The 12,473-nt window shown below is 32.9% G+C and carries 10 protein-coding genes; 4 read left to right on the top strand and 6 right to left on the bottom strand.

Going from position 1 to position 12,473, the window contains the following annotated elements; translation table 11 throughout:
- Positions 1-63 precede the first annotated feature (63 nt).
- On the bottom strand, positions 64-1,296 hold the full coding sequence (locus H2O64_RS19400) for a HEAT repeat domain-containing protein (RefSeq protein WP_187563891.1): 1,233 nt from the start codon (positions 1,294-1,296) through the stop codon (positions 64-66).
- A gap of 271 nt (positions 1,297-1,567) precedes the next feature.
- Positions 1,568-1,768 carry a hypothetical protein gene (locus H2O64_RS19395; protein ID WP_187563890.1) on the bottom strand — a complete coding sequence of 67 codons (201 nt, stop codon included), beginning with the start codon at positions 1,766-1,768 and terminating at the stop codon, positions 1,568-1,570.
- Between the two features lie 291 nt (positions 1,769-2,059).
- Here H2O64_RS19395 and H2O64_RS19390 point away from each other — a divergent pair, with 291 nt between their 5' ends.
- The 3 genes from H2O64_RS19390 to H2O64_RS19380 all read left to right on the top strand — a co-directional run bounded on the left by H2O64_RS19390 (position 2,060) and on the right by H2O64_RS19380 (position 5,992).
- Positions 2,060-4,198, top strand: coding sequence for a VIT and vWA domain-containing protein (locus H2O64_RS19390; RefSeq protein ID WP_187563889.1), 2,139 nt, complete (start codon positions 2,060-2,062; stop codon positions 4,196-4,198).
- Positions 4,199-4,202: 4 nt separating this feature from the next.
- Complete coding sequence (locus tag H2O64_RS19385) at positions 4,203-5,213, top strand: putative periplasmic lipoprotein (RefSeq protein WP_187563888.1); 1,011 nt, start codon at positions 4,203-4,205, stop codon at positions 5,211-5,213.
- A gap of 200 nt (positions 5,214-5,413) precedes the next feature.
- Positions 5,414-5,992, top strand: coding sequence for a hypothetical protein (locus tag H2O64_RS19380; RefSeq protein WP_187563887.1), 579 nt, complete (start codon positions 5,414-5,416; stop codon positions 5,990-5,992).
- An 86-nt stretch (positions 5,993-6,078) separates the two neighbouring features.
- Here H2O64_RS19380 and H2O64_RS19375 read toward each other — a convergent pair whose 3' ends face one another.
- The 4 genes from H2O64_RS19375 to H2O64_RS19360 all read right to left on the bottom strand — a co-directional run bounded on the left by H2O64_RS19375 (position 6,079) and on the right by H2O64_RS19360 (position 9,175).
- Positions 6,079-6,237, bottom strand: coding sequence for a hypothetical protein (locus H2O64_RS19375; protein WP_187563886.1), 159 nt, complete (start codon positions 6,235-6,237; stop codon positions 6,079-6,081).
- Positions 6,238-6,557: 320 nt separating this feature from the next.
- Positions 6,558-7,991 carry a DNA recombination protein RmuC gene (gene rmuC, locus H2O64_RS19370; RefSeq protein ID WP_187563885.1) on the bottom strand — a complete coding sequence of 478 codons (1,434 nt, stop codon included), beginning with the start codon at positions 7,989-7,991 and terminating at the stop codon, positions 6,558-6,560.
- Between the two features lie 159 nt (positions 7,992-8,150).
- Positions 8,151-8,636 carry a hypothetical protein gene (locus H2O64_RS19365; RefSeq protein ID WP_187563884.1) on the bottom strand — a complete coding sequence of 162 codons (486 nt, stop codon included), beginning with the start codon at positions 8,634-8,636 and terminating at the stop codon, positions 8,151-8,153.
- A 38-nt stretch (positions 8,637-8,674) separates the two neighbouring features.
- A complete protein-coding gene (locus H2O64_RS19360) occupies positions 8,675-9,175 on the bottom strand; it encodes a GNAT family N-acetyltransferase (RefSeq protein ID WP_187563883.1) in 501 nt (166 codons plus the stop codon).
- Between the two features lie 601 nt (positions 9,176-9,776).
- Here H2O64_RS19360 and H2O64_RS19355 point away from each other — a divergent pair.
- Positions 9,777-12,371, top strand: coding sequence for a ligand-binding sensor domain-containing protein (locus H2O64_RS19355; protein ID WP_187563882.1), 2,595 nt, complete (start codon positions 9,777-9,779; stop codon positions 12,369-12,371).
- The last annotated feature ends 102 nt before the right edge of the window (positions 12,372-12,473 follow it).

Here is a 12,473-nt window from a genome sequence, read left to right as displayed (position 1 = left end):
CGTGAGATGAAACTCGCTGAAAATTAAATTTTTATTTTAACGAACTATAGTAGTATAATTCTATTACGTTATTGATTTTAAATGATCTAATGTCCTTTGAAGTAATTTAGTGAGGTGATTTGCAGTGTTTTTATGCTTTTCAATTTGTAGTTCAATATGCGGAATAAAACTCTTATTATTCAAATTTTCAATTGCATCTAAGATAAGGTTGCCATGTCTATCAATAGTTTCAAGTTCTTTCAATAAAATATCTTTTATATCTTCATTTTTACGTTCAGACAAGGCTTCTATAGCATAATGTCTTACTTGTTTGTTTTTATCCTGAACGCTATTCCAAAGTGCCTCCTTAATTTTTGCACTATCTACTTCTGTCAAATGTCCTAAATTAAATACTGCTGTTTCTCGTATCTCAACATTTTTATCTTTTGATAATTCAATAAAAACGTCAATTACTTTTTCGTTGTAAAGATCGGAAATAGCAGTCATCAAACTATCTTTTACATCATCTCCGTAGCTTTTAAATTTGCAGAGAAATTCAATTTGTTGCTCACTAAAATTCATGTTATCATTACCTATTACGCTTAGTATAAGACTAATAATTTCTTCCTCTTCTTCTGACTTTAACAGGTCAAAAAAAATATTCAAAACTTTCTCTGGTTCATAATCTGAATCATAAAGTTTGACAAAGATACGAGTACCAACAAGCCTTTCCATATATGAATTCGAAGTAATTAATACATGTCCTTTATAAAAAGAAGTTTCAGGTTTTCGTTGTACCAATTCCGCAATACAATCCCATTGTTTTGAGGAATCGGTAGTTGTTAGAAGCTTCTCAAAAAGTATTTCTATAGTATCTTTTGTAATAGTAACCCATTGGTCTTTTAGAGAAGAATTTATATTTCTTTTTATATTACCGCGGCCTATTTCTTCGGTAATGGAAGTAAAAACATCATTTGCGCCAGATGTCCATTGTCCATCAATAAAAATTAACTTAAAATATCTAAATCGTTCTATTGGATGAGATATTTCTAACCGTAAACAATCTCTTTCCGAAGGTTCATAATCAAAATCAAAAGTAGTAACGTCTGAATTTAATTGGTCACGAATAGCATCTAAAGTGATTCCATTTCCCAAATCTTTTTTAGGCATCATAATTTTCCCTCTTACCTTAGATTCTCTAGAACCAAGATATCGTACTAAATCCCAAGTGTAATACACTGTAAGTTCATGAGTAGAAGGATCTTCATTTTTATCGACACAACTACAGAAAATAATTCGATTGTTAGCTTGGCACATACTTTTTATAATTAATTACATTATGTGAATCTAAATCTAATAAAAATAGGACGAACACTTGTACTACTAGTATCTAATTTTTATTTTTTTTCACTTCCGTGAGATGAAACTCGCTAAAAATTAAATTCTTTCGCTGAATAAAGAAATTGTATCGAAAGTGTGTACGTGTAGTTTTTTTGCTAAACAAGTATGTATAAAATTAGCAATACACATGAATTTGTAAATGTGAAGAAAGAACAAAAAAAGCGAACCGAAGTTCGCTCTCGCTATATTAGTCAGGAATACCGCCACCGCCACTGTATATTCTCGTATTTAAGAAGTCAGGACACGGATCCATAGTACAATTTGTGTCGTTGCAAATACCTCCACCGACAACTCTTCTGGTAATTTTAGGATTAAGTTCTGAAATTACCTCTTTTTTAAATTCAAGCTTGTCAAAAGTAAATGGTCTGTTTAAACTCTTTTTTTTCATGATATAAAATTTTGATTAGATCTTTAAATTAGAAAAACAAATCATCAATCACTTACGGTAACGCCATACTTAACATTTAAGTAGTAGTAATACTTTAAAAGATTGTTACAATTTCACTTTCACTTCCGTGAGATGAAACTCGCTGAAAATTAAATTCTTTTTGAGAATATATAGATAGATTTCAAACGAATACTAAACAACAACCAACGAATACTAAAACGACACACATTCTACCACAGTTTCATAGGATATTTGATTCATCAAGAACAAAACTTTAAAAATTCCAACACTATGAAACATATCTTTATCATCATCATCGCGCTCATTTCCAGCTTTGGATTTGCACAAAAAACGGAAAGCCCGTATTTAGAAGTACTCACGCCAAACGCTGTGATTCCATTGAAATCAACAAACGTTGATGTGAAAATTTCGGGAAACATTGCACACATTCATATTGCGCAAACCTATCAAAACAAAGGAAACATTCCGATAGAAGCAAAGTACATTTTTCCATTATCAACACAAGCGGCTGTACACAAAATGCAAATGACAATTGGTGACAGAACCATCAACGCAAAAATATATGAAAAGCAAGAAGCGCAACGTGTTTATGACAAAGCCCTAAAAGCAGGGAAAAGAGCAGCAAAACTCGATCAACATCGTCCAAATGTGTTTCAAATGAACGTTGGAAACATCATGCAAAATGATGAAGTTACGATTGATATTTATTACACAGAATTATTAGTGCCAACAGCAGGAACCTACGAATTTGTATTTCCAACAGTTGTCGGACCACGATTTACAGGCGAAAACACGTCTGGCGAAAAAACATTCAATCAACCGTATACAAAAAAAGGTGTGGCTGATACTTTTGATTTTGACTTAAACGTTCAAATCAACTCAGGAATTCCAATCGCAGATGTTTCATCAAACACGCACAAAATTAAGGTTCAGTATCCAAACACGCGCATTGCGGAAATCTCGTTAAGAGAAGAAAACAAAAATCCGTCTAATCGCGATTTCATTCTAAAATACAACATGCGTGGCAACGAAATTCAAGCGGGATTATTATTATACGAAGACAAAGGCGAACAATTTTTCGCGTATATGATGGAACCGCCAAAAGCTTCTGCCAACCTAAAAACGACAGCAAAAGAATATCTTTTCATCGTGGATGTTTCGGGTTCTATGAATGGATATCCGATGGAAGTTTCTAAAAAATTATTACGCAATTTATTAGTCAATTTACCAGAAACTGATCATTACAACATTCTACTATTTGCAGGCGGTTCGATTGTTTTATCAGACAAACCATTGGCGTGTACCAAAGAAAACATTCAAAAAGGAATCAACTTCTTAACAAACGAACGCGGCGGTGGCGGAACGCAATTAATAAAAGCACTCAAAAGAGCGTATCAATTACCACGAATGGACGCAAAAAGTGCACGATCAATGGTAGTAATTACGGACGGATACGTAAGTGTGGAACGCCAAGCATTTGAACTTATCGAAAAAAATCTTGGACAAGCAAACGTATTTACCTTCGGAATTGGATCGAGCGTGAACCGATATTTATTAGAAGGCATGGCAAAAGTAAGCAACAGCGAATCGTTTATTGCGACAGAAATGAGCGAAGCCAATGCAGTTGCCGAAAAGTTCAGAAACTACATTAAATCGCCTTTATTAACGCAAATTCGCATCAAAGCAGAAGGTTTTGATGTGTATGATGTTACGCCAAGTAGCATTCCGGATGTATTTGCATCGCGTCCCATTTTAATTTTTGGAAAATACAGAGGAGAAGCAACTGGAACATTAACGATTACGGGACAAAGTGGAAACGGCGTTTTTCAAAAAGAATTCAAAGTTGCCGATGGAATGTTGAGTAAAGACAACGAAGCACTTCGCTACTTATGGGCGCGCAAAAAAATAGAGCGTTTGGACGATTATAAAAGACGTTTTAATGATAATACCAAACAACAAGTCATTGAGCTTGGATTGAAGTATAACTTGGTTACGCAATACACATCATTTGTTGCAGTGGACAATGAAGTTGTGAATAACAGCGGAAATCGAAAAGTGGTAAAACAACCCTTGCCAATGCCAAAAAATGTGAATAACAGCGCAGTTGGTGCAGCAGCTTCTGTAAAAGGAAAAACGGTGATCAAAAAGAAAAAAAGAACTGTAAAAACTGCTAATGAAAAAGCAACGACTTGGTTTAAAGAAAACTATACAGAATTCATTAAGAAATACTTAAAAAAGTACGATGGTATTCGTGTAGAAATTGGAGAGAATGGCGAAATCTTAAAAGTAGAAATCTTAGTAAATGGAACTTGGATTATGAATGAAGTCGTGCTAGAACAACTCAATTTGATGATTGCGAAAGAAGTGTTTACGATTGGAAAAGGAGTTACGATTACAATCAAAAATTAGTCAAATGAAAAAGCTATTTATCTTAGTATTATTATGTTTTTCGGTTTCCGCTTTCGCGGGAACTGAAACAACGCAACTTGAAGTTGGAAAACCACAACCATTAGTTTTCATTGCAGGATTTGATGAAGGCGATAATACCTATTATACCAATGCGAAAAAGTATTTTGACAACGAGAACTATCAAGTAGTTGAAAAGGTGTTTAGTTTGGCAGAAATTCTAACGTGGCTGCGTTTGCATTACGATTCCAAATTATATAGTGATATTCACATTGTAAGTCACAGCAATCCGTGGCGCGGTTTGTCGATGAAAACGAGTGAAACTGGCGAACGCATCACAGAAACGAATCTAGCGGAAGCTTTACAAAACAAAGAAATCGTTCCGTTAGCTGAAAACTTCTTGCCGAAAGGCTTAAAAATCATCTTTCATTCCTGTGGATTGGGCAAAAATAAAACCTTGTTGATAAGCTTGAAAAAAGCATTTACGCATGATGCAACACTACACATTTACGCATCAGAATTGTTTAATGTATTTGGCGGAAAATATGCGGAACATTATTTAGCAAAAACCTATTACGGCTATTATCCAACGGCACATTCGCCCGGACCGAGAATGTTAGCAAGCGAATTCAAACAGAAATATCCAACCGTAAAAGCTGATTGGGAAACCGTTTTAAAAACGCGCGCTGAGCAATTGCCAGGCGAATTGCATACGTATCGTTTCAATATTCCGGTGGAATGGGAATTTGAGTTTGAAGAAGCTTCAGACATTCCAAATTTTTCAACTAAACAACAAATTATGGATTGGATTTCCGAAAATGAAGATTTAGTAAACGCCATCATGGAATTCAATATTCCGATAGAAAAATTTAGATGGTTAACAAAAATTCGTGGAAATACCTTAACAATCAAAGGAAAAACAACCGTTTTATGCGTGATGCAACCAGTGATGAAATCGAATAATAAAACTGAATATTCACCAATAGATATTCATACTGAGAGTTATACGAAAGTGTAATTTTATAAATAATTATATAAACGTAGCAGGAAATTTTTAAATGTTTTTGCTACGTTTTTCTATTTGAAAAAACACCAATTTCACCAATCTTCAACGAATTCTAGATAACTCCTAACGAATACTAAAGCTACCCAAATTGTTCTTCAGTTTCGTCGCATATTTGAACTATAAATCAAGTATAACACTTTAAATAAACAATTATGAAACGTACAACATTTACAGCCTTAGGATTAGTAGCAATGACATTTGTAGCTTGCAACACTTCAACAAAAGAAAACACAAAAACAATAGTTGCTGAAGAAGTAGTAATCACAGAAACAATACCACAAGAAACAACGACTCAATTTGAAGAAAAAGCAATGGAAGATTGTATTTCGTATTCAAAAATATTGAATGATATTAAGTTGATGGAAATTGCAGAAGCGCAACGTGTAAGCGATAGTATTGCAGCAGCAGAATTGTCATTGAAAGAGTCATTAGCAAAAGCAGTAGCTGCACAGAAAAAAAGAGCAGCATCACCAGAAGAATTGGCAAAAAGAGCGCAAGAAGCAGAACTTTGGTTTGAAACAAACTACGCAAGCGCAATGAAAACATACAATGCAACGTATGAAGGTTTACGAGTAAAGTTGACAACTGAAGGAACGATATATGAAGTAGCTTTATTGGTAAATGGCGAATGGAAAAAAGATCAGCAATTAATGAAGCACTTAGCAAAAGTAAAAGTAACCAATGATTTAGCGCCAGGGAAAGCGGTAGCAATCACGGTAAAAAATGCTTAATATGAATTGCTTACCCAATGAACGGCAACGTTACAAAAACACCTTATCAGCAAATTTGATAAGGTGTTTTTTTGTTTTTTAAATTCTTAATCTCCAGTTGGAATTTTGCAAGCAAAGTGACAACCATATGCTCCAGGCGGATAAAATAAACTAGAAGTCCAGCCGCCGCCTTTTATAGTTTCTGGATTGAACGATGAAATCACGTTTTTGTGAAATGTTAGTTTTTTAAGCGTTCTTTTTTTCATGATTAAACAGTTTAAAAAATGCCTACTCTGAGAAAGGTTTTCGGCTTCGCCTTAGCAATCAAGAAGTATTGATTACTACTGCAAGCTATCACTGAAATTGTAGAATAAAAAACGAAGGAAACGTAAATTAGATAATATGTGTTAGTAAAACGGATGTTTTTTTATAGTATTGAGATCTTAGTATTGAGTAATGAGAAACAACTATTTCCAGATACAATTTTCTTCATTTCATTTCAAAAATCACTCGAAATGACGATTAGTAGGCTTCTTGGATTATTAGAAGGTTAGACGTTTTTAAAACTGAAAACTGAGACTGAATACTAAAGAAGTCGTCTCGGTTCTTCGTCTTCTTGCTGTTGATCTAATTGTAAATTCTCAGTTTCTGCACGTTTGATAATTGCATCAGGAAGTGACTTTTTAGCTTTCGCGCCCATTTTCTTTATCTTCTCAATGCTTGTGATGATATTTCCACGACCTTCAAAGAGCTTGTTCATCGCGGAAGAATAATCAGATTTTGTCGCGTCAATCTTTTTACCAATTCCGATGAGGTCTGTCATGAAACCTTCAAATTTATCATACAACGAACCCGCTTGTCGTGCAATTTCTATTGCGTTTCGTTGTTGCTTTTCGTTGTTCCACATGGTATCAATGGTACGTAATGTAGCGAGTAATGTTGTTGGCGTGACAATGACAATATTTTGCTCAAAAGCTTTGTTGTATAAAGTATTATCTTCATTAATTGCAATCGCAAATGCTGGTTCAATCGGAACAAACATCAATACAAAATCGGGACTTTCCATTTCGTATAAATCTTCATATTTCTTCGCAGATAGTTGATCTACATGACGCCTGATAGAGATTAAATGTTCTTTTAGATTAAGTTCGCGTTCTTCATCTTCACTATTTACATATCGTTCGTACGCCGTTAATGAAACTTTCGCATCAATGACCATTTTTTTGTTATTTGGCAAATTGATAATCACATCCGGTAATGCACGCGAACCATCTTCACGCGAGAAATTTTGTTGCACTACATACTCACGATCTTTCTCTAAACCACTTTTTTCTAACACACGTTCTAAGACCAATTCGCCCCAATTTCCTTGCATTTTGCTGTCACCTTTTAAGGCTTTCGTTAGATTGACAGCTTCTTGACTGATTTGAATGTTGGCTTTGCTTAGTTCCGATAGTTTTTCGCGCAAAGCGGAATGAATACTTATGTTTTCCTTTTGACTGTCTTCCACTTTCTTTTCAAAGTGTTGAATCTTCTCTTGCAGTGGCGTTAAAATATTTTTAATATTCTCTTTGTTTTGTTCTGTAAATTTTGATGATTTTTCTTCTAGAATTTTATTCGCGAGTAGCTCAAAATCTTTTCGAAGTTGTTCTTGCTGGGTTTTTAAAGCTTCGTCACGTTCTATGTTTTGTTTTTGTAAACTTTCAAATTCAGAATTTCTACGTGCGAGTTCTACATTTAAAAAATCTTTTTCTCGACGAATTTCTTCGCGATCTTGCTCAGTTTTGGATAAATTTTCTTTGATACTATTCAACTGCTGTTGAAACGCCTCGTCTTGTTTTACATTTTCAGCATCCATCAATACCTTCAAATCGTCAAATTGTGATTGTATTTGGCGATTGCGTTCGTGCAAACCTTCTTGTTTTGCTTTCGTTTTTAGATTTCCGATGTACATTCCTAAGAAAATACCAACGGCTAAAAACACCACAATAAGGATTATATAGATAACGATTTCTGACATGAATTTGATTTTGCGTAAAGATAGTATTTTGTATTGATTGTAGATTTTTGAATTATGATTTTTTAATACCTCACAATTACGTATTCTCAACGTTCAAGTACAATAAATGAAATGCAAAAGCAAAGACCATATACTATGGAACTGATTTGAATTCCTTTTTTAAATTGTGGATGCATCCTGATGTAACCTTCGGGTTTTAAAAATCACGATAATTTCAAGAAAAAGAGCTAAAATGATGGCAAAGTAGGCTGAATATAGAAGATTAGCTATGACTTTATTCATAGAAGTCGCAAATTCTCTAGTTGTTGTCTCATTCACATCTCCACGAATTAATGCATTAAAATCTCCAAGAAATATGCAAATTAAAATTAGAGATAAAATCAATAATGCATTACAAACTAAGAATGTGTAGTTGGCAAATTTATTTTTAAATCGAGTAAATACGAGTCGCGCAAAATAGATAGCTGAGGTCAAGAGTAGTATTGAAAATACCGCTACATATACAGTTGAAGTCACGAAGTATGTATCGTGTACATTAAAATCAATAGTTGTATCTCCAGAAAAAATATCAAATCCAAATTGTAAACCATCAATAAGAATAATACCGAGTATAACGCATGCGAGATATAAAAGTTCTTTTTTCATGTTTAGTTTCTTAGTATTTGTATCATGTATAAAAGTTGTTAGGAAAACAATAATACAACATCATCTTCTGATAAGTGTACTTCTTTTTCAAATTGTAATCCAATTTTGTTCAGCAATCCAATAGAAGCTACATTTTTTGGATCGGTAATGGCAACAATCTTGTCAATGTTTAGTGTTTCTTTGGCATAGTTGAGTGTTGCTTTTGCAGCTTCAAACGTATATCCATTCCGTTCGTAGCTTGGCAATAAGGCAAAACCAATATCTACATCGTCGAGTGATTCTCTGTTGACTAAACCGCACATGCCAATGGATTTGGAAGTTTCTTTGAGTTCCATCAACCACAAACCAAAACCATTTTTCTTATAACTTTTTTGCAGATTGTTTTGAATATATTCCTCAGCAACTCCATGCGTTCGAATATTTTTATTGCCAATAAATTGAATCCACAATGGTGTGTTTACCAATTGCAATATAAAATCAGCATCACTCAATTTGAATTCGCGCAAGCGCAAACGTTCGGTTTCTAATATTGTTTTCAATAACTTAAGTATTAAACATTAAATGTATTGAATTAAAATTCAAATAAAAAAACATATAAATTTATTTTTGGCACGGAAGTTGGATATGATAAATTGTAACGCGGTGAGGACATTAGACAGAGCTGGTTACTCGAATTAAAGAGAGTCGCATTACATTTTAGTTGGTTAGTTAGTTTAAAAAACACTTCACGCTTGTGAAGTGTTTTTTATGCAATACATTTTGATGATTTTTAGTAATCAATTCCTTTATATAATTCAAAAATCATTCTTTTCCGTTGTTGATATTCAGTCAACTTTTAGTTTTTCAAAAATATGATATTTTAAGTTTTTTGTTCTTTATGAATTTTATAACTGTTTGATTATCAGTATTTTTTTAATGATTATCTGTAATGATCTTTTATAAAACATCAGCTATAACTGTTTGTTCTCCCTACTTTTTACTTTAGGTTTGATGTAACATTAACATTTAGTATGAAAAACAAATCCTTCTATTTTCTCGTCGCAATTTGCATCTGAGTAATTAGAAGCCCCCAGTTTTTTATAAACCACCAATAGTACTCTTTTAGTTGAGTATTATAATTTTTAAAAAATCACTCCTGTAATGATTCAAAAAACTGTTCTTTTTGCTTTGCTGTTATGCAGCCAATTTTTAGTTTCTCAGAATACTATATTTAAAGAATTTGGAATTAATGATGGACTTCCTAGTTTGCAAGTGTACGATATGTACCAAGCGAGTAACGGAGTTATTTGGTATGCAACCGATAGAGGTTTGGCAAGTTACAATGGATATGAATTCAAAAAATATGGCGTTCAAGATGGCGTGTTGAATAATGTTGTTTTAGATTTTTATCCACAAAAAAATGGCGATATCTATTGTGCAACATTAGATAGTAAGTTATTCTATTTTAATGAAAATTTTAATGGATTCATCTCTTATAGTTATAATCACATCCTTGAACATGAACAACAGTTTCAAGATATCCAACACATTACCAGTTTATATATTGACGATCAAGATAATTTACATCTTAGTAGTGATAAAACCATTGGTAAATTAGTTATTTCTAAAGAAGGAAACGTTTTAGAAACACCCGAAGCGAATAAGGATAAAGAGTCTCCAGTAGTTTATTTAGTGTTAGGTGAAAATGATTTTTATTTTGCTTATTACGCAAATGAAAGTAGAAAGATTACTCCTAATTCCTTAGAATTTCAAACAATATTTGATACTAATAATTACCCGATTGTCTTACCAGATAGAAATCATGTTGTTTACAGCTACAAGAATAGTGTGTTTGTAGCGAATGCTAAAGGAGAAGTAATAGCAAAGCTTGATGATTCAAAAATGCCAATTATGTTAAAAGTAATTGATGCAACTCATTTTTTTGTAGGGTATCATTTTGGAGGTGCAGCCATTGTAGATCTCAAAGGAAATATAGTAGAAAGGTTTTTAGCAAATAAATCCGTTACAGATTTTTTAATTGATAACGAAGGTGGTTATTGGTTTTCAACATTAAATTCAGGAGTTTTTTATAGCAAAGATCCTAAAATAAGAGTTTTTAAAAACCTGATTAATGCTCCCATAAATTCATTGACAAAAAATTCAGCAAATGAACTATATATTGGGTATGATAACGGAGATGTAGAAAGAGTACTTACTAGAACTAAAAAATCGTATGTTGAATATAGCTCTAAAAGTTATGAAAAAGCTTTTGTAGAATTTGATAGTCTTCACAACGAATTATATGTGTATTCTGGCGCAACATTTTACAAGAAAAATAAACAGAATAACAAAGAAGAAATTAGAGATTCCTTGTGTAAATTTTACTCATTAAAACTATCTGAGCCTACAAAAGAGGGCATTATTATATCGCAACTAAAACACTTGGCAGCTATTAAAAACGATTCGGTGAAAAGTGTTAACACTGCCATGAGAATTCATGATGCTTGTATTAGAAATGGCGAAATTTATTTAGGAACACCTTCCGGAGCTTATATTTTAAAAAATGATGAAATAACTTCTTTAGATACATTGGCTCCAATATTTAAAAATAGAATAGATGATGTTGATTTTAATGAAAGAAAAGATGAAATTTATTTTGGAACCTTAGGTGCTGGAATTATTATTTATAACGCGGATACAGCCGAAATTAGTACGATTACAAAGCAAGACGGATTGTCGAGCGATATTATCAATGAACTGTATATTGAAAATAAAAACGAACTGTGGGTTTGTACAAATTCTGGATTGAATAAAATAAAATTTTTGGCAGACGGCAGTTATAAAATTACAGGATTAAAAAGCTCTGGTGGTTCGCTAAATGACGGAATAAGTGATGTGGAAGTGATTAATGATACGGTTTGGATTGCTTCACAAAAAGGATTGATATACGCTCCGAAAAGTGTATTTGATAAAAAAGAAGAAACAAATTCCTATCATCTTCAAATCAAAGCGTCTTATGTAAATGACGTTCGCGTTTGTATGGAAAAACTAGAAAATCTTTCTCATAAAGAAAACAGAGTAGAATTTTTGGTAGAAGGCATTTCTTTTAAAGAATCGGGCGAATTACTCTATAAATACAAGCTCGAAGGATTGGATGATAAATGGTATTTTACAAAAAACCGTCAAATACCGTATCCAGCGTTACCTTATGGCGATTATACACTAAAAGTTGCCGCAACTACTTCCGAAAAAGCTGAAAATTTACAATTTATAGAAATTCCTATTTCTATAAAAGCACCATTTTGGAAACAAGCTTGGTTTGTAATTTCAGGAATACTATCTGCGTTGCTACTCATATATGTTTTTTTTAAATATAGAATATTGTCGTACAACAGACATATCATTAGAGAATTATTGCGATTACTCATAAAAAAGATCAAGCGCAAAGAAAAGTACTTTTCATTCAAAGATGCTGGCAAAGAAATTAGAATCAAAGCGAATACAATACTCTATGTGAAATCTTCTGGAAACTACATCGAAATAATAACAGAAAGTAAAAATTACATCGTGCGGACTAAAATAGGAGAATTTATAAATCGTACACCAGATCCTTTAGAGTACTTAAGAATTCACCGTTCATACATTATCCGAATAGACAAAGTAGCCGAAAAAAACAGCAAGGAAGTCATTATAAATGATGAAAAATTGCCAGTGAGTAATTCGTATACAGCCGAACTGAACAATTTAATTTTTTAAAAAAATAATTTCATCCCTAAAACCTTCTATTTCGTCACACGCCATTTTTTGACCGTCACTATTTATAGGGTAAACCAGCACAAACGCTACAAAATCAATGAA

It is taken from the genome of Kordia aestuariivivens (assembly GCF_014397005.1).
In the GTDB taxonomy this organism is placed as follows: Bacteria; Bacteroidota; Bacteroidia; order Flavobacteriales; family Flavobacteriaceae; genus Kordia; species Kordia aestuariivivens.
This window is presented reverse-complemented; position numbering and strand designations above follow the sequence as displayed.